This window comes from Catenulispora sp. GAS73 (assembly GCF_041262085.1).
Lineage (GTDB): Bacteria > Actinomycetota > Actinomycetes > Streptomycetales > Catenulisporaceae > Catenulispora.
This window is the reverse complement of sequence record NZ_JBGCCM010000013.1, coordinates 67,914-84,988: the sequence shown is the minus strand read 5'-3', so window position 1 is coordinate 84,988 and position 17,075 is coordinate 67,914. Positions and strand designations below refer to the sequence as shown.

The following is a 17,075-nucleotide window of genomic DNA, read 5'->3' as shown; positions in this document are numbered from 1 at the left end:
ACATCCTGGTCATTCGGCCCTGGCCTGTTCGGCAAGCAGCTCTTGCACCAGCAGGTGTCGGTATTGGTAGTGCCTGCCTGAGACGCGCATGATCTCCACCTCGTGTGCGTCATGGAGGAAGGTCATCAGCCGCAACGGGGTGAAGCGGCGCAGAGCGAGCCACAAGCGCACTGTGGTCAGGCTGCCCCATGCGCTGGTGCTGTAGAGCATGAGGCCCAACCCAGCCCCGGCCAGCAGCACGCCGAGGCCGGCGCCGAGCAGTCCCAGCCCAGGCTTTGCTAGGTGGACGGCCATATGCACCCGGGGCGTGAACGTCGGCGCGCCGATGCCGCCGACCACTGCCCCGGCGGCCGCACCCCAGCCGGCGCCGATCAGCACTGCGCGGCGGTCTTGGACCATTGTGCCGATGGGTGTCGCCGGCTCTTTGGGCTCGATCGGGGTCGTGGCCAGGCGGGCGAGCCCGAACACGAGGCCGAACACCAGAGCCGCGCCAGCGGCGGCCAGGGGTGGATACAGCAGCCCGACCAGCACCCCGCCGTTGATCACGCCCACCAGGGCGAATCCCAGGTTGCGCGCGAACGCGCCGCGGCTGGTCAAATCCGAGAAGCGGACGGCGGCCAGCGCGAAGCGCCGCGGTGGCTCCACCGGCAGCGTCCCGACGATCGAGCCGCCGACCAGCCCCGCGGCCGCGCCGAGCGCGACGCCAAGGGCGGGGTGGCCGTACACGCCGAAGAGCAGGGTCCCCAGCGGCATACACAGCAGGGCGCCGACGATCATCGGCGTGAGGACCAGAACTTTGCGGGGAACGATCTCGTGCAGCTTCCACCAACTCAGCTCATTGATGTCGCTGTCCGCCATATGCCGTGCGATGCGCCGGTGGTAGTGCAGCGCGTCTTCAATGGGCCAGCCGATCTTCGGCTTGCCAGTGTTGTATTTGGAGTGATCTGGAACGTACGCGGCCTGCAGCGTGCGCTCCAGGAGATGGCGCTCAATCGTGGCGCGGTCCGGGAACCTGGCGGTGTCCAGCAGCTCGTCCGGGCTCGTCTCCATGCCGCGGTAGGCGTCGATGGCGAGCCGCGCCATCAGCGGGTTGGATAGCGTCAGCGTCAGGGGGCTGTCCGGTTGCCGGCGAATCGCATGCTCGACGCGGTTCCAGGCCGACAAATTCTCCGTGTCGTCGGCCGACTGCGCCTCGATGTAGGAACCTGCGGTGTTGCCGTCCATCGGAAGCAATCGGATCCGCTCCACGTTCGGGAGGTTCCGACCCCTGAGCGCGGCTCGTAGCTGGTCCGGACGAGATGTGAGGACGTAGCGGTCGGCGAATTCCGGCCTTTCCTCGAGGGAGTCGATCACCACCCGTGCACGTTCTGCGGGGAGTTCGTCCAAGCCGTCCAGGATGACGACGATCCGGCCTTCCTTCAGCAGTGTCTCCACCACGCCAATACCGTATTTTGGATTGCCCAGGTAATCGTTCTCCTCGCGGATCCTGTGCTTCAGCCACCTGAGGAAGCTGTCTTGGTTCACAGCGCCGGATGGCCTGGGTCGCCAGGCCGACAGCCTGAACCGGATCGGAATCGGCGGTCGCTCGTCATCCTGTGACAGCCGTGCGGCGATCATGTGGCTCAACGATGTCTTCCCGCTTCCCGCAGGACCCTCGACGATCAGCCTTCTTGCTTCCCGCGCAAACGAATCAACCAACGCCGTCACGGTGCGCGGATCGGTGCTGGTCAAGTTGTTGTTCACCGCTTCCCAGGGCACGGTCATGATGTTCTGTGGCTCACGCAGATGCAGAAGCCCCACGTCCTCCGCACATTGCACCTTCACCTGGTTGCGCAGGACCGCGGCCGCACTGTCGAGCTGGTCCGGGTCGGCTACGGCGGAGTCTTGGTTGAACCACTTCTTGATGGTGTCCCGATATGGCACTACCGCGACGAGACTGGTCAGCAGGGAGGAGTACGTCTTGAGGCTGTCGGGACCCCACTCCGCGAACGCGAAGATCACAAAGACCGCGACCGGGACCCACACCAGGTGGTGGATGCTTCGCAGGATCCTGCTTACCATAGGCTCATCTAACCGTCCGGGCCGACGGGCGTCGAGGGTGCGTGCCCGAGGTCGCGCGTCGACGAATCGTGCGAGGGAGGCCGCCATGGTGTTGTCGCCGATGCGAAGGCGTGGAGGGCGTGTTAGTCCGCGACAGGTCATGCGCTGGACGGCAGGATCGCGGTGAGGTACACCGTCACGTCTCAGGCGTGATTGTCTTGTGTCGGGCCTCCAGGCACATGCAAGGCACCGTTTCGCTGGCGCATCCCGCGCCTTTCGCCCGATCGCAGGTCAGGGTCCCGAGGCGGCGCGGATGTCCCGGCCCCGTCAACTCCGCACGCTGCCGCCTCGCCGGGACGTCGATGGTTGGGTACGAAGCGTCTCCTCCTAGCGGCAGGGCACTACGCCAGCGGCCCGTACATCACGGCGCCGGGCGGCTCCGAGCTTCAAATTCGGAGAGCCCTAACCGTGTGAACAATTTGTTCGTTAGTCGTTTCTTCGGCCTGATCGATGGCCACGAGGGTGGTTTGGGGGTACCAGCAGCCTTAGCTGGCGCTTAGATTCCCAGCTGAAGGCCGGTACTGTCACGCTTCTGGTTCCGGGGCGAGCACCTGGACGGCGCGCCCGTCCGGGTCGGTGAGTATGTGCGTCCCGGACGCGATGAGGGCCCTGCTCTGCGATGGTGCGAGCGTCAGACCGAGCCAAAGTGGCCCTGTCGTGTGGCCGTCACGCGGTGGGTAGATCTCGAAGACAGCGCCGTCGGCAAGCACGGCAGCGAAGTGCTCCGGGCCGGTGCCGTGGCGTTCGGCGGTGAAGTCCAGGCCGAGCGCCTGGTAGAAGCGGACGCACTCCTGCACGCGCTCGGTGTACAGGACGATCAGCGATACCCGGGTCCCTGACGGCTCGGCATTCATGTGCTCATTCTGCCGGTTCCGCAGCGGTGACGGACCTGCGGATAGCGAGCGCTCGAAGTTCTTCTCAAGTCCCTGAGCAGCGGAGGTAAGGCACAACTCGGGGCGGGGCGAGTGCGGGGCGAGGTGTGGCTACGCGCCACGTAAGCCATGGCTAAGACGGCCCGACGAAGCGGCTGGTGACAGATTCACAACGCTTCTGAACGGAGCCACCTGCCATGTCGAGCACCACTAACACCTGCGCCGCGGACACCACGCGCGAGTCCTCGCCCCTGCACTCTGTCGAGATGGCGTTCGCTGCACTCTGCACCGAGCCGAAGCCTATGGCGCTGTTCGGCGCGGCCGTCCACCCTCAACTGCTGGCCAGCTGGATCCCGCTGGACGAGCTGCGCAAGGCGCTCATCACCAAGAAGTACGACCTGCACGTGTGCGACGCGGTGTGGCGGGAGATCGTCGACCGCTCCCGCGCTGAGGGGGCGATGTGGACGGTCGCGGCAGCTGGGATGGCGGCCCCGGCGTTGAAGTGGGTGGCCAGGATGTACTCCCCGGACTTCGACGGCGACCGCGATGACCTGGATGCCGAGATCCTCACCGGGTTCCTGGAGCACCTGGCCACTATCGACACCTTCCGTCCGGCGATCCTGCACCGGCTGCGCTACGCCGCCCAGCGGGCCGGCGAGCGGGCCGCGAAAGCCGACGCCACTCACCGCAAGTCGCACACCGATGCTGAGTCCGCGCCGCCGAAGTCGCCTTGGGGCCACCCGGACCTGGTCCTGAACCGTGCTGTGGGCGAGGGCGCGATCACCGAGGCCGAGGCGGACCTGATCGGGGCGACCCGACTGGAGGACGTGTACTTGGCCGAGGCCGCCGAGATGCTCGGGATCACCGTGAACGCGGCGAAGATCCGCCGCCAGCGCGCCGAGGCGCGGCTGGTGGCGTGGTTGACGGGGCGGCCCGTGCCGTCGCGGACCGCGCTGAAGGAAGCCCGCGGCCGATCCGTCGCCGGTGTGTCGCAGAAAGGGTCACCGATCGCGGCGTGACCCTTCGAGGTCGTTTTCCCGGCCCATGTGGTCGAGACACAACTCACTGCCTCGACGGGAGTCCGCATCATGACCATGAACCCTGTTAAGCCACAGCCGCCCCAGCGGCCGGTCCCGGCCTCGGTGTATCGGCGTCGCCGGGCCGCGCTGGTGCTGTTCGCCAGCGCCGTGGCGATGCTGGTCTCCGCGACGAACTCGCCGGCCGCCACCTACGGCGACCACGTGCAGGACCTGGCGGCTGCGACGCTGCCGCAGGTCATCTCCAACATCCGGGACTGGATCGTCGGGATCCTGGCCGGGGTCGCCACGCTGTTCCTTACTATCGGCGGGCTGCGCTACGTCATGGCCGGCGGGGACCCTTCCGAGGTGGAGAAGGCCAAGGGCGCGCTGAAGTCCTCAGCCGTCGGTTACGTGCTGGCTGTCTTGGCCCCGGCCCTGGTCTCCATCCTGCAGGGCATCGTCGGCGCCGGCTGAGCCGCACCGGGCTCGTCCCTCTTTCCCTCTCGCTTTCAACCTCTTCTGCAAGGAGCTTTCGATGAAACGTGCTCTGATTCGCTTCGCCGCCGTGGCCGCCTTGTGTTGCCTGTTCGCCGGGGGTCTGGCGCTGCCTGCCGACGCCGCGACACCGGTTCCGCCGACCAACGTCATCACCATCTCGAGTCCGGACCAGGTATCGGATACCGTCGATGCCACTCTTTGCCCGTGGCGGATGGCCTACGCCGCGGTGCTCACCGAGAGCGTCTCGAAGGCAAACGGCGCTGCCAGCCGCCCGATGAGCCAGACGGTCGTCCCGCCCTACGCGCCACTGGTGACTGCCCTGTGCGGCATGTTCGGGAACTGATGTGTCCGCGCATGCGGTCTGCGCCGGCCGGGGCGTGGCCTTGGCCGGCGCGTCCGTCCTGCTGGTGCTGGGCATGGCGGGTGCGGCTGTCGCCGACCCGGCCCCGACGCCCGCGCCGCCGATCATCACCGCCCCGACGAACCCAACGCTTTCGCCGAGCCTGCCGGGGATTTACGGACCCGGATTCTCACCAGACTCGAACGTCCCGGCCCCATCGGGCCCGGTGCCGGGCGAGGAGGCACCATCGCCGTCGGATCCGGGCTTGCTGGATATCCCGGGGCAGATCGAGAAGGCGATCGACGAGTGGTTCGGCAAGCTGGTCAAGCTTGCCCTGGACCCGGTGTTGCACCTGCTCGGGGCGACGCTGCTGTCGTCGCCGAATCTGACTGACAGCCGGATCGCACACGTGTGGGATGGCGTCCTGATCACCGCCAACACGCTGTACGTGCTTTTCGTCCTCGTCGCGGGCGTCACGGTGATGAGCCACGAGACCGTGCAGACCCGGTACTCGCTCAAGCAGATCGCGCCGCGGCTGCTGATCGGGGTGGTCGCCTCCAACGCCTCGCTGTGGACGGTCAACCAGGTCGTCGCGATCGGCAACGCGTTGAGCAGCGCGCTGATGGACGGCCGTGTCGCGGCCGACGGCATCGGCAACATGCTCACCTCGCTGATCGTCGCCAAGCTGTTCCTGCCGAGCGGCCCGATGAACCTGTTCTTCCTGCTGGTCGGACTGGTGCTGGCGGTACTCGGGGCGGCCTTGCTGGTCGGTTACCTGACTCGCGCCGCCGTTCTCGTGGTCCTCACCGCCGGCTCGCCCCTGGCCCTTGCCTGCCATGCCCTGCCTCAGACCGAGGGGATCGCGAAGCTGTGGTGGCGTGTGGTGTTCGGGTGCGTGGCGGTGCAGACTCTGCAGGCCCTGGTGCTGGTCACTGCAGTCCAAGTGTTCTTCGACCCGCAGGCCAACACCATCTTGGGTCTTCCGAACGGTGGCACGCTTCTGGATCTGCTGATCTGCCTGTGTTTGTTCACGGTGCTGCTGAAGATTCCCGGCTGGGTCCGCCGGATCGTGATGGGACGCTCACCGTTCCACGGCTCCCCGCTCTCCGGTATCGCACGGCAGTTGGTCCTCTACCAAGGCATCCGGGCCGCCGCCCCTTATCTCGGGATGGCGATCCGGCACCGGCTGTTCCCGACACCACCACATCCGACGCCGCCCGCCCCGCCGTCCCCCGGAACCGGATTGGCGCCACGGCGTCCCAGCCCCGGACCCGGAACCGGTGGCGGCGGCCTGGGCGGATGGCAGCCGCGACCGGAATCCGTCATCGTCACTCAGACCGACCCCGGCGATCCGTCACGTGGCGGTTCGGGATCACCTAATAACCCGCATCCTCCGGCATCCAGACGTCCGCCACGACCACACGGCCCGCCGGACAGCACCGCGCTGCCGCCGGTCCCAACCCCACCGCAACTGCCGCCCGGACCGTTCGGCCGGATGCTCGCCCGCACCGGGCCGGAGTTGCGCGGTCGGCAGATGGGCCTGTTCCCGCACCCCGCACCGACAGTCCGGCCAGAGCCGCCGCTGCCTCCACCAGGGCCAGCCGTTGCGCACGGCCGGTCGGGGGTCGTGCATCCGGCGCTGTTCTCCCCGACCACCCTCACGCCCCTCCCGCATGCCACCCCGCCCAAGTCGTCCGCCCAGAACCCGCAGAAACAGGAGACGACGTAGATGGCAGAGAACGACTTCCAAGGACCACGGGTTGCTCGCATCCCCGGAAACGTCGACGCGCCTGACCGTGTTGTCATGGGCTTGACGGCTCGGCAGGCTGGGATCCTCACGGCGACCGCCGTAGTGCTCTATGGGCTGTTCCAAGCCTCACGGCCGCTGCTGCCGCCGCTGATTTTCGGCCCTCTCGCAGTACTGGTTTTGGTGATCGTGACCGTCGCCGTCACCGTAAACCGAGACGGCTTGAGTCTGGATCTGCTAGGCGTCGCCGCATTGCGACACCTGCGGTCGCCGAAGCGCCAAGTGCTCGCGCCCGAAGGGGTTGAGGCGCCTCCGCAGTTCGTGGCCGAAGCGATGAGCGGGAGCACCACCTCACTGGCGCCGTATCTGTCGCCGCTCAGGCAGGTGGGCGTCGACGGCATCTTGGACCTCGGCCGGGACGGCGCGAGTGCACTCGCGAGGTGCTCGACGGTGAACTTCGCGCTTCGCACCGGCGCTGAGCAGGACGTCCTGATCGGCGGGTTCGGGCGCTGGCTTAACGCTCTGACCGGTCCGACCCAGATCTGCCGTATCTCCCGGCCAGTCGAACTGGCCGAGCGCAGCATCAGGCTTCGCGCCACAGCGCCGAGCCTGCCACATCCGGCGTTGGAGGCCGCCGCGCGCGAGCACGCCGACTTCCTCGAGTCCCTAGCCGACTACGGCCGCCTCCTGGACCGCGACGTGTTGCTCGCAGCCCACGAAGTTGCTCCCGAGCCTGGTCCACGCCTCGGCCGCCGGGTCGCCGAAGCAAAAGGGCAGCTTGCCGCGTGTGAGGTCACGACCACGCCTCTGGACGCCGCCTGGACGGCCGTGGCGATCCAGTCCGCATTCAACCCCCGCCTGCGTGCCGAAGAAGGGGCCTGACGATGAGAGCCAAGAAGACACGGACGATGTCATGGTTTGGCCCGGACAGTATCGAAGTCGCCGCGAGACATGTGCGGATCGGGGAAGGATGGGCGGCGTCATTCGCTGTGGCGGACTATCCAGCCGAGGTTATGGCCGGGTGGCTGGAGCCGCTGTTCGCCTACCCTGGGCGGCTCGACGTCGCGATCCACATCGACCCCGTGCCGAACGCGCAGGCTGCCGACCGGCTGCGGAGGCAGCGAGCGCGCTTGGAAAGCTCGCGTCGTCACGGCGCGGCCCGCGAACGTCTCGATGACCCCGAGTTGGAAGCGGCAGCGGCGGATGCGCGGGAGCTGGCCTACCGCGTCTCTTGCGGGGCCGGGAAGCTGTTCCGTGTCGGGATCTACCTCACGGTTCACGCGGGCAGCGAGCAGGAACTTGCCGCAGAAGCCGCGCGGGTGCGGTCGCTGTGCGAAGGGATGTTGCTGCGGCTGGTCCCGGCTACGTTCCGCGCCGTGCAGGGATGGACGGCAACGCTTCCTCTCGGCATCGATCCGATGCGGATCCGCCGAACATTCGACACCGAGGCTCTGGCGACGGTTTTCCCGTTCGCCTCCCCGGACCTGCCGGTTCCATCCACAGGCGGACTCCTCCTCGGAACGAACGCCACCGGGTCCGGACTGGTAATGGTCGATCGGTGGGCCTTGGACAACCACAACTCCGTGGTCCTGGCCCGCAGCGGTGCCGGCAAGTCTTACCTGACCAAGCTGGAGGCGCTGCGCAGCCTGTATCAGGACGTACAGGTTCTCGTGGTGGATCCGGAGGACGAGTACGCGCGGCTCGCGGATTCCGTCGGCGGAACCTACGTCGCGCTCGGCGAGCCCGGCGTACGAATCAATCCGCTGGACCTGCCGCAGCATTCCGCAACGCAGTCGGATGCCGTACGGCGTCGAGCGCTGTTCGTCCACACCGTCATCGCGGTGCTGCTCGGGCAAACGCTGACCGGTGCTGAGCGGGCCGTACTCGACTCTGCGATTCTTTCCGCCTATGCACAGGCTGGGATCACTCAGGACGTTCGGACCCACACTCGGCCTGCCCCAACGCTCAAAGACGTCGCCGCGCTGCTAGCGGCGGATGGCACCGAGACGGCGCGATCGCTGGCCGAACGCCTCGCACCGCACACCACCGGCTCGTTCTCCGGACTGTTCACCGGACCGACGACAACCTCAGCTGCCGGGCATCTGCAGGTCTTCAGCCTCAAAGCGCTGCCGGAGGAGCTGAAGGCGATTGGGACGCTGCTGGTACTGGACGCGATCTGGCGGCAGGTCGCCACCGGGCCGCGCCAACGGCGACTCGTGATCGTCGATGAGGCGTGGCTGCTGATGAAGGAGCCGGAGGGCGCGAAGTTCCTGTTCCGCATGGCCAAGGCCGCCAGAAAACACTGGGCCGGGCTCGCGGTAGTCACCCAGGACGCCGCCGACCTACTCGGCACCGAGCTCGGGCAGGCGGTGGTGGCGAACGCCGCCACCCAGATCCTGCTGCGCCAGGCACCGCAAGCGATCGATGCAGTCGCATCTGCGTTCCGGCTGTCGGCCGGGGAGCGGGGATTCCTGCTGTCCGCGACAAGGGGACAGGGCTTGATCATCCTCGGCGCGAGCGCCAGAGCTGCGTTCCAGAGCGCTGCCTCCCCAGCGGAGAACAAGATCGCGACAACTGATCCCGCAGAGCTACAAGCCATGACCGGCCACGAAGACAGCCATGATGGGGAGGACGACCTGTGAACACCCCGAGCCCAGCCCCGCACGAGCCGTTCATCGACTTCCTCAAGGACCCGAACGCCTGGTGGAAGCAGGTATGGACGACGCTCTCCGGCGTCGCCGAGCACTGGTGGCTGTCAGTCGTCTTCGCCGCCGTGGGGGTTGCGACGACCTGCATCGCGGTCCGGGGCGAGGTGTTGCGCCGCCGGTCGGAGGCTATGAATCACGGAGCCAGACTGATTACCGTGCTCGTGCCGCCGTCGGTTCACGCGTCGGCGGGGCAGGCGTTCTGGGCGCACTTGCACGGGCTGTTGCGCCCGGCGTGGCGGCGCGTTACCTCCGGGCAGCCGCACCTGTCGTTCGAGTACGCCTTTACCCACTCCGGGCTGACGCTCTCGATCTGGGTACCAGGCACAGTGCCGCCGGGGATCGTGGAGCGCGCGATCGAGGCAGCCTGGCCCGGAGCCCAAGCCCATGTCGCCGAGAAAACCGTGGCCCCGGCGCCGCTGACCAGGCTCGTACGGTCCGAGGCCCGCATCTCGGTCCTCACGCCGACGCCGATCACCGGAGGCAGGCTTCGCCTCGCGCGGGGCGACGTGCATCCTCTGGCATCGAAGTTCGACACCGATCCCTTGCGCCCGCTGCTGGGCGCCGGCACTGGCCTGGCCCGCACGGAGTACGCCTCAGTGCAGGTCCTCGCCCGCCCGGCGACCGGGCTGCGGGTACGCCGCTATCGCAGGCTGCTATGTAATTTCCGTAAGGCGCCAGGCCGCGCCTCGGTGCTGTCCGCAGGGTTCGACATCGTCACCCCCGGCGGTGTCGCGAAGCCGACGGCGATGCGCTCGGATCTGGAGCACGCCGCCGCGGTCCGCGCCGCGCTCGTGAAGTCGGTCGGGCCGTTGTGGGAGGTCGCGGTCCTCTATGCCGCCGCGTCCACCGGCCCGGAGGCGACGAGCCGCGCTGAGCGGAAATCCGATCACGGTCGGCTGCGCGGGATCGCGCACGGCGTCGCGTCGTCTTTCGCGATCCACGCGGAGCGGAACTGGTGGGCAAGACGCCCCGTGTTCCGCCTGCGCCGCGACGTAGAGCAGCGGCGGCTTCGACACGGAAACCTGCTGTCCCTGACCGAGCTGGCAGCGGTCGCGCACTTGCCGTTCGATGACGCCGCGCCGGGCGTCGCGAAAGCCGGGGCGAAAGCCACCGCCCCACCGCCGCACATCTACACAGGGCTCGGCGACGGGCTCAAACCCCTCGGGATCGCAGACGCCGGCGGAAACCGCCAGGTCGGCCTGACCATCCCGGACTCCCGGCACCACCTGCACATCATCGGCGCGACCGGCTCCGGCAAGTCCACCTTGATGGCGAACCTGGTGCTTGCCGACATCGCTGCCGGACGCGGCGCGGTCGTCATCGACCCCAAAGGCGACCTTGTACCGGACATCCTCGCGCGGCTGCCCAAACGAGCCATCGAGAAGACGATTCTGTTGGACCCCGCACGCGAGGACATCCGACCGGCGCTGAACGTCCTAGCAGCCAAGAGCGACCAGCAGACGCAGCTGGTCGTGGACAACCTGGTCGGGATCTTCCGAAAGATCTACACCTCCTACTGGGGTCCGCGCACCGACGACATCATGCGCTCGGCCGCACTGTCGCTTTTGAAGGTGCAGGCAGCCAAGCGGAAGGCCGGCGGAACCCCGAAATCGGTGACGCTCACCGACATCCCGGTGCTGCTGCTTGCCGATGCCGCCAAGCGGGATGCGATGCTGGAGGGACTGTCCGATCCCGTGCTGACCGGGTTCTGGGACTGGTACGGCGATCTGTCGGATGGCTCCCGCGCTCAGGCGGTAGGCCCGCTGATGAATAAGCTGCGGGCCTTCCTGCTGCGGGATTTCGTGAAGAGCACGGTCGCCGCTCCCGTCTCCGGGTTCGCCATGGCCGACGTGCTCAACGGCGGCGTCCTGCTCGCCCGGCTACCCAAGGGCCTGCTGGGCGAGGAGACGGTGCGGCTGTTGGGCTCCTTCATCGTGGCGTCTGTCTGGCAGGCTGCGTCCGCACGCGTCGGCCAAACCGAGGGCCGACGCCTCGACAGTTCCCTGACACTGGATGAGTGTCACAACTTCTTGACGCTTCCATATCCGTTGGAGGACATGCTTGCTGAGGCCCGCGGTTATCGGCTGTCCCTGGTGCTCGCGCATCAGAACCTCGCCCAGCTTCCGGTGGACGTTCGCGAGGGCGTGTCGGCGAACGCCCGCTCCAAGGTGTTCTTCTCCGTCTCCCCGGAAGACGGCCGGGACCTGGAACGACACACCAAGCCGTCGCTGCTCGCCCACGACCTATCACACCTGGGCGGCTATCAGGCTGCCGCCCGGCTGGTCGCCGATGGGCAGGAGACCGCCGCGTTCACGTTGCGTACCAAGCCGCTACCACCGGTCATCGAAGGCCGCGCCGAGCAGGTGCTTCGCGACACGGCCCGCCGCCACCCCGCGACCGCGGCCGAGACCGCTGGCCAGGTCGTGACGATGACCGGCACCGATCCACGCTTCGCCCCCAAGCCTGAGCAGCCTGCGCCTACTCCTCGCCAGGAAGGTCGAGCCGCATGACGACTCCCGCCGTGCCCATCACCAAGAAGAAGCAGGCGAGAAAGGGGGCAGTGTCTCGCCGCAGTCGGCTCGCAGCGTTCTCCCGCATTACCGACCGCGACCGGCAGCTGCTGGTGCTGCTGGCCAAGCACCAGGTCCTCACAACACACCAGATCACCAGGGCCTTGATTCCCTGTCCTCGGGTGGCGCGGCATCGACTGGAGGTGCTGGAGGACGTCGGCCTGATCGACGTGTTCCGGCCGACCTTGCCGGCCGGCAGCTCCCCGAAGCACGCCGTCCTCACTCCGCTCGGGGCGATGGCGGTCGTCGGCCTGGTTGACGCGCAACACGCCGCACCGGTCACAAGCGATTCAGTGGTGAGGCTCGCTGCCCGGCTGGATCTGCGGCATCTGTTGGGCGTCAACGACGTCTTTTGCTCGCTGACGGCCGCCGCGCGCGATTCGGCGGACGGCGAACTGGAACTGTGGTGGTCGGAGCGGGCATGCACCCGCACATGGGGTGCGCTGGTCCGTCCCGACGGCTTCGGCCGCTGGCGTGAGAGCGGCCGTAGCGTCGACTTCTTCCTGGAGTACGACACCGGGACCGAGCCGCAGTCCAAGGTTGTGGCCAAGCTCGACGGCTATGCCGCGCTGCAGGCTGCGACCGGCCGCACCAGCCCGGTCCTGTTCTGGCTGCATTCGCCCAAGCGGGAGAGCGAACTGCACGGGAGGCTGACGGCGGCGAACCCGAAAGTCCCGGTCGCCACAGCAACCGGCGACGCGGCCACTGTTGACCCATCCGGGCCGGTCTGGCGGATTGCTTGCTCAGGCGGCCGAGCCCGACTGATCGACCTGGACCGGCTGGTGACAGCGTCTTGACAGGATCGCCGGCGGGCCGAGGCACCGTGCTTCGGTCCGCCGGCCTGATCGCGAGGGGAAGGGATCGATGACGCTCACCACTCGGATCGCGGTAGCCGCAGGCGGCGCTGTGCTGCTTCTCGTCGTGTTGTTGTCGGCGGCGGCCTCTGCGGTCGTTTCCGCAGTCACCTCGCCGCTGGACGACCTGTTCGGCTCCGGCAAGGGCGGCTTCTCGGACGCCGCCGGGGAGATCCCGTCCGGGATGTTCGCCCTCTACCATCAAGCGGCGGCCGGGTGTCCCGGCCTGCCGTGGTCGGTGCTGGCCGGAATCGGGAAGGTCGAATCCGACCACGGACGCGCCGCTGTGCAGGTCAGCAGTGCGGGTGCGCTCGGCCCGATGCAAATGCTCCCAGCGATGTTCGGCGCCTATGCACTGCCCGTGCCACCGGGCGGAGCCGTGCCGGCCTCGCCGTGGGACCCGGCTGACGCGGCGTTCGCAGCTGCGCGGATACTGTGTCGCGATGGTGCGGCACGGGGCCGGGACGTGCCCGGCGCGGTGTTCGCCTATAACCACGACCGCGGCTACGTCGCCCGCGTCCTGGAACTGGCCGACGTCTACGCTGCCACGCCGCCTCCTGTCGCCGACGCCCTGGTGATCGCCGCAGCCAGGCAGGCGCCGTCCCATGCCGCGCGGATGGCGCTGGACTACGCCGCCGCGCAGATCGGTCAGCCGTACGTGTGGGGCGGCGACGGTCCTGACCGCACTGGCGAGGCCGGGTTTGACTGCTCCGGTCTCACGCAAAGCGCGTACCAAGCCGCCGGAATCGAGATTCCGAGAACCGCCACAGCCCAATTCTCAACGGGCCGTAAAGTGGAGAGGGAGAGTCTCCTTCCCGGCGATCTAGTCTTCTATGGAACTGCTGGAGTCTTTTTGCACCACGTGGCAATGTACGTGAGTGATGGATATGCGATCGATGCTCCGCGGCCCGGAGCGCACGTTCGTCTGGACCCGGTGGACGCGCCCGACTACGCCGGAGCGGTCCGCGAGGGCTGAGCCGTCACAATCGTCATCGGGGCCTGCTTTAGCTCGGCTGCGGCGCAATACTCCCCGATGGTGCTCCACTGCCCGCTCCGAACCCGCTCCATTGGCCACCCCTTCGATCGGAGCGCCGATCGGAGGCTTACCTTCCCAGGCCAGGGCCGATTGTGAGGGGAGCGCGGCTGCTCAGACCGATCGGGCATTCCCGATCGTTCGCGCGTGCATGACGGCCCTGGCGTGCCTTAGCCCGGCCTGTCAACCGTCTTCATCCATCTCCTCCTCCCCGCCTTCGAGTACCCCTGCCTCACTTCTTCGCGATGTGCACGGCGTTAGTCCAAGAGGCCAGCCGGCGAGCGGAAAGGTGGTGGAGGAAAGACGGTTGAATTGTCGCTGAGGTGCACCGAAAAAGAGGTGAATCCGTACGCCAAACGGGTGATGAAATGGGGTGTTTCGGCTTGCCTGGTGCGTTTTTGTCGAGACATCATGGGCATGTCAGAAAGTGAAAGGTGGTGGTTAATGAAAAACCGCCCCGAACTATTTAAAAAAGGGAGCCATGACATGACGGACACCGCGATTGGTCCGAACGAAGTGTGTGAGCCACTGCGTAGCGCACCGCACGCCTCCGGCGTCCTGCCGGAACGTGCGGACGCCTGACGAGGCCCCGGCGGCGGGGGTCCAGCCCCACCGCCGGGAATCAGGCCCGACCAACAACACCCAACCCTGTGAAGATCAGAGGAGTCTGTCGTGAACCCTGACGACATTCTGGCGGACATGCGGGATCTCGCTGGCAACGCCACGCGGGCGGCGAAGAACCCCAACGGCTGCGCCGACAATCAATGCGCGTACCGTCACCGCGCTGAGTCCATGGCGGCCCGGTTCACCGCGCTCGATACCGACCTGAGCGGCGGCGGGCTCATCCCGATGGCCTGGGCCGGTGGCCCCGACTTCCCCGACCAGCGCCTGTCTGACGACGACCTGTAGACGCGCTCCCACGCGGAATCGCCCGCACTATCTGACCGGTCGCCACGCAATCAAGCTGCACTTCATCGGCTTGGCGGCCGCCCTCAAACCGCGAGTTCAAGCCCTGTCCGGGGCGGAGCCATGCCGGAAACCGGTTGCCCGCCACCGCAGAACACCCTCGAAACGGAGCCACCATGTCCGAGTCCACGTTCGCCCGTGACCGCGCTGAAGGCATCACTGGGATGGACTTCGAGTCCTTGTCCGTGTTTGCCGATGGCGGCGACCCCTGCGACCCGTTCCGGCTGATGGCCGGAGAGATCGTCGACGCGATCGGTTGGGCGGATGAGGCCGAGGCCGCATACGACCGGTTCCTGATGTTCGTCTCAGCGGCGATCGACACCGCCCGCCGGTTCCTGACTGAGTACGGATCCCCGGACGACCCGGCCAACCTGTACGCCGAGATGACCAACGTCGCCACGGCGGCCGATGAGGTGAACGCCTCCCGGTCCGCGTTGGACGCGGCCTTGGTCGGTTTCCAGATCGCCGCCCACACCGTGGGCCTGGACTACGGCGACCTCGGCAGCCACGGCGACGCCGCCGCCTGAGCAAACGACGGGTGCCGGGGCCTCGCCCGCCCGGCACCCGCCTCGGCCTCACGGCTAACCGATCCCTGACAGCACCCGCTTCCCGGAGGAATTCCCGTGCCCACCACCACGCCCAACGCCCCGAAGGCCCAATACCACCCGGCGGTGGACGCGATCCTGGTCCGCCACCTCGGCCCTGAGCTGACGGTCGCCGACCTCGCCCACGCCACCGCCGGGCACCCGGCCGCGATCCTCATCGAGCTGCTGCACGCCAACGCCTGCCGTGTCGAACGGGCCGCCAAGCGGCTCCAATCCCACGTCGCCATGGTCGTTAACGACCTGAACAGCGCGGCCCGGGACATTCCACACGGCCTGCGGGTCGAGGTCGCCACCGGCACGCTGCGCGACATCCCGGCACTGGTCGCCACTTACCACGAGGTATTGCTCACCCTGGAGGCTGTTGCCAAAGCCGCCTCGACGTTCCGAACCGCCCCGGCCGCGCCCCTGACCAGCCAGGCGGAGGCGTCGTCATGACGACCGTCCCCAGATGCGCCTCGGGACCAGGCGAGCCGGGCACTGTCCTGGACCCGCTGATCGGTGGTGGATGGTCCTGCGATGCTCATGGCAGCAACGTGACGGTCCAGTCGGCCGACCACCGCCTCAAGGTCCAGTTCCACCCCGAACGCACACCAACCGTCCCACGACGGCCCCTGTGGCTCATCGACTATCGGCCCGCCGATGGCGATACCGGACGGGCATGGCGGGCCGCCTTCACCGACGACACTCCGGCCGAGCTCATCGCAGCCTTCTGCACACTGCTCGGCGACGACGTCGAACTCGACGACGACCTCGTCTGACACCACCCAGTAGACCGCCGGGCGGGCGCTACGGCTCCCGCGCCCGCCCGGCCCCACCGCAAAGGACTTCCGCAGCCATGACCCAATACGCCCCGGCACCTGCCGGACCGTCCGCTGCCGACCTGCTGGCCTGGTGGCAAGAGCGAGCCCGCGCTGACGCCGCAGCCGCTGTCTACTACGCCACGGTCCGCGTCGCCCTGGCTGAGCTCGGCGCAGAACCTGAGCTCCGGCAGATCAGCGCCTTGAGGCTGGACCCGGACCGTCTTGTCGACGCCGCAGCCGCTGGCTGCTGGGCCGGGCTGGCCGCGCCGTCCGTCCACCACAGGCGTCTGCGGTTGCGCCGCGCGCTGGGGCTCTTCCGCGCGGCTATCGAGCAGCACGGACCCGAAGCGGACCCGCGCGCCGTCACGGATCGGCGCGTGCCGATCGAGACGGACAGCGCCGGACAGGACAGCTTTGAGGACGCAGCCCCGGCGCTGATCGCCTACCTGGCTGACGACGACACCATCGTGCCCTTGGCCCGCGCAGTGTTGGACGCCGCCGACCACGTTGCCTCCGACGCCACCGCAGACCACCTCGCCGCTCTGTCGGCTGCCGTCAACGCCCTTGGTACGGCCGTCGCCGAGGCCGGTGTCGCCCCCGAGCGGGTCCCAGCTGCCGCAGCCGCGCTAACCGGCCACATCCATCGCCTGGACCGACGGTGATCTCTATCCCCGTTTGCGGCTGCCACGGCTGAAATGCCGAGGCAGCCCTCGCCCGTGCCACGAACGGAACGCCTTATGGACCCCGAACCCCGCCCTACCCCGGACCTCGCCGACGAGGTGTGGGGCGTGCTCGCCTACCTACTCGTGGCCGCGTTCCTCGGCGACTTACCCGCCGCGATCCTCGCCCTAGCGGTTCTCCTCAAGCGGTACCGGTAGCTCCCGGCTCACCGTGACAACACTCAGGCACAAGTCCACACCGGCCTTCGGAGGTATCCGTGACGGCATCCCCACCTTCCGTCGG

18 protein-coding genes are annotated in these 17,075 nt (G+C 67.9%); 16 read left to right on the top strand and 2 right to left on the bottom strand.

What is annotated here, in order from left to right; all coding sequences use genetic code 11:
* Positions 1–9: 9 nt before the first annotated feature.
* The gene (locus ABH935_RS20735) at positions 10–2,061 is read right to left on the bottom strand and encodes an NACHT domain-containing NTPase (RefSeq protein WP_370379561.1); all 2,052 of its coding nucleotides are present in this window, start codon (positions 2,059–2,061) and stop codon (positions 10–12) included.
* A 563-nt stretch (positions 2,062–2,624) separates the two neighbouring features.
* A complete protein-coding gene (locus ABH935_RS20730) occupies positions 2,625–2,954 on the bottom strand; it encodes a glyoxalase/bleomycin resistance/dioxygenase family protein (RefSeq protein WP_370379560.1) in 330 nt (109 codons plus the stop codon).
* A 215-nt stretch (positions 2,955–3,169) separates the two neighbouring features.
* Here ABH935_RS20730 and ABH935_RS20725 point away from each other — a divergent pair, with 215 nt between their 5' ends.
* The 16 genes from ABH935_RS20725 to ABH935_RS20650 all read left to right on the top strand — a co-directional run bounded on the left by ABH935_RS20725 (position 3,170) and on the right by ABH935_RS20650 (position 16,990).
* Positions 3,170–3,991: a sigma-70 family RNA polymerase sigma factor gene (locus ABH935_RS20725; RefSeq protein ID WP_370379559.1), complete on the top strand. Its 822-nt coding sequence runs from the start codon at positions 3,170–3,172 to the stop codon at positions 3,989–3,991.
* 75 nt (positions 3,992–4,066) lie between these two features.
* Positions 4,067–4,465: a pilin gene (locus tag ABH935_RS20720; RefSeq protein WP_370379715.1), complete on the top strand. Its 399-nt coding sequence runs from the start codon at positions 4,067–4,069 to the stop codon at positions 4,463–4,465.
* A 61-nt stretch (positions 4,466–4,526) separates the two neighbouring features.
* The gene (locus ABH935_RS20715; protein ID WP_370379558.1) at positions 4,527–4,832 is read left to right on the top strand and encodes a hypothetical protein; all 306 of its coding nucleotides are present in this window, start codon (positions 4,527–4,529) and stop codon (positions 4,830–4,832) included.
* A 1-nt stretch (position 4,833) separates the two neighbouring features.
* Positions 4,834–6,558: a hypothetical protein gene (locus tag ABH935_RS20710; RefSeq protein WP_370379557.1), complete on the top strand. Its 1,725-nt coding sequence runs from the start codon at positions 4,834–4,836 to the stop codon at positions 6,556–6,558.
* Entirely contained in the window at positions 6,559–7,458 is a 900-nt protein-coding gene (locus ABH935_RS20705; RefSeq protein ID WP_370379556.1) for a PrgI family protein, read from the top strand.
* A 2-nt stretch (positions 7,459–7,460) separates the two neighbouring features.
* Complete coding sequence (locus ABH935_RS20700) at positions 7,461–9,218, top strand: VirB4 family type IV secretion system protein (protein ID WP_370379555.1); 1,758 nt, start codon at positions 7,461–7,463, stop codon at positions 9,216–9,218.
* Positions 9,215–11,794 carry a type IV secretory system conjugative DNA transfer family protein gene (locus ABH935_RS20695; RefSeq protein ID WP_370379554.1) on the top strand — a complete coding sequence of 860 codons (2,580 nt, stop codon included), beginning with the start codon at positions 9,215–9,217 and terminating at the stop codon, positions 11,792–11,794. Before ABH935_RS20700 ends, ABH935_RS20695 begins: the two co-directional genes overlap by 4 nt.
* Positions 11,791–12,651 (top strand): replication-relaxation family protein, encoded by an 861-nt coding sequence (locus ABH935_RS20690; protein ID WP_370379553.1) that lies wholly within the window; start codon positions 11,791–11,793, stop codon positions 12,649–12,651. The genes ABH935_RS20695 and ABH935_RS20690 overlap by 4 nt, the downstream gene beginning before the upstream one ends.
* Positions 12,652–12,760: 109 nt before the next feature.
* Entirely contained in the window at positions 12,761–13,684 is a 924-nt protein-coding gene (locus tag ABH935_RS20685; protein ID WP_370379552.1) for an NlpC/P60 family protein, read from the top strand.
* A 396-nt stretch (positions 13,685–14,080) separates the two neighbouring features.
* Positions 14,081–14,323 carry a hypothetical protein gene (locus ABH935_RS20680; protein WP_370379551.1) on the top strand — a complete coding sequence of 81 codons (243 nt, stop codon included), beginning with the start codon at positions 14,081–14,083 and terminating at the stop codon, positions 14,321–14,323.
* Between the two features lie 90 nt (positions 14,324–14,413).
* Positions 14,414–14,650: a hypothetical protein gene (locus tag ABH935_RS20675; RefSeq protein WP_370379550.1), complete on the top strand. Its 237-nt coding sequence runs from the start codon at positions 14,414–14,416 to the stop codon at positions 14,648–14,650.
* Positions 14,651–14,823: 173 nt separating this feature from the next.
* On the top strand, positions 14,824–15,234 hold the full coding sequence (locus ABH935_RS20670; protein WP_370379549.1) for a hypothetical protein: 411 nt from the start codon (positions 14,824–14,826) through the stop codon (positions 15,232–15,234).
* 96 nt (positions 15,235–15,330) lie between these two features.
* The gene (locus ABH935_RS20665; RefSeq protein WP_370379548.1) at positions 15,331–15,747 is read left to right on the top strand and encodes a hypothetical protein; all 417 of its coding nucleotides are present in this window, start codon (positions 15,331–15,333) and stop codon (positions 15,745–15,747) included.
* Positions 15,744–16,070: a DUF317 domain-containing protein gene (locus tag ABH935_RS20660; protein WP_370379547.1), complete on the top strand. Its 327-nt coding sequence runs from the start codon at positions 15,744–15,746 to the stop codon at positions 16,068–16,070. The genes ABH935_RS20665 and ABH935_RS20660 overlap by 4 nt, the downstream gene beginning before the upstream one ends.
* Before the next feature lie 77 nt (positions 16,071–16,147).
* Positions 16,148–16,774 carry a hypothetical protein gene (locus tag ABH935_RS20655; RefSeq protein WP_370379546.1) on the top strand — a complete coding sequence of 209 codons (627 nt, stop codon included), beginning with the start codon at positions 16,148–16,150 and terminating at the stop codon, positions 16,772–16,774.
* A gap of 75 nt (positions 16,775–16,849) precedes the next feature.
* Positions 16,850–16,990 carry a hypothetical protein gene (locus tag ABH935_RS20650; RefSeq protein ID WP_370379545.1) on the top strand — a complete coding sequence of 47 codons (141 nt, stop codon included), beginning with the start codon at positions 16,850–16,852 and terminating at the stop codon, positions 16,988–16,990.
* The last annotated feature ends 85 nt before the right edge of the window (positions 16,991–17,075 follow it).

What these genes read in the sequence shown, in the direction of transcription:
- ABH935_RS20735 (WP_370379561.1), bottom strand. Translation starts at nt 2,061, where the DNA reads ATGGTAAGCAGGATCCTGCGAAGCATCCACCACCTGGTGTGGGTCCCG.
- ABH935_RS20730 (WP_370379560.1), bottom strand. Translation starts at nt 2,954, where the DNA reads ATGAATGCCGAGCCGTCAGGGACCCGGGTATCGCTGATCGTCCTGTAC.
- ABH935_RS20725 (WP_370379559.1), top strand. Translation starts at nt 3,170, where the DNA reads ATGTCGAGCACCACTAACACCTGCGCCGCGGACACCACGCGCGAGTCC.
- ABH935_RS20720 (WP_370379715.1), top strand. Translation starts at nt 4,067, where the DNA reads ATGAACCCTGTTAAGCCACAGCCGCCCCAGCGGCCGGTCCCGGCCTCG.
- ABH935_RS20715 (WP_370379558.1), top strand. Translation starts at nt 4,527, where the DNA reads ATGAAACGTGCTCTGATTCGCTTCGCCGCCGTGGCCGCCTTGTGTTGC.
- ABH935_RS20705 (WP_370379556.1), top strand. Translation starts at nt 6,559, where the DNA reads ATGGCAGAGAACGACTTCCAAGGACCACGGGTTGCTCGCATCCCCGGA.
- ABH935_RS20700 (WP_370379555.1), top strand. Translation starts at nt 7,461, where the DNA reads ATGAGAGCCAAGAAGACACGGACGATGTCATGGTTTGGCCCGGACAGT.
- ABH935_RS20690 (WP_370379553.1), top strand. Translation starts at nt 11,791, where the DNA reads ATGACGACTCCCGCCGTGCCCATCACCAAGAAGAAGCAGGCGAGAAAG.
- ABH935_RS20670 (WP_370379549.1), top strand. Translation starts at nt 14,824, where the DNA reads ATGTCCGAGTCCACGTTCGCCCGTGACCGCGCTGAAGGCATCACTGGG.
- ABH935_RS20660 (WP_370379547.1), top strand. Translation starts at nt 15,744, where the DNA reads ATGACGACCGTCCCCAGATGCGCCTCGGGACCAGGCGAGCCGGGCACT.
- ABH935_RS20655 (WP_370379546.1), top strand. Translation starts at nt 16,148, where the DNA reads ATGACCCAATACGCCCCGGCACCTGCCGGACCGTCCGCTGCCGACCTG.
- ABH935_RS20650 (WP_370379545.1), top strand. Translation starts at nt 16,850, where the DNA reads ATGGACCCCGAACCCCGCCCTACCCCGGACCTCGCCGACGAGGTGTGG.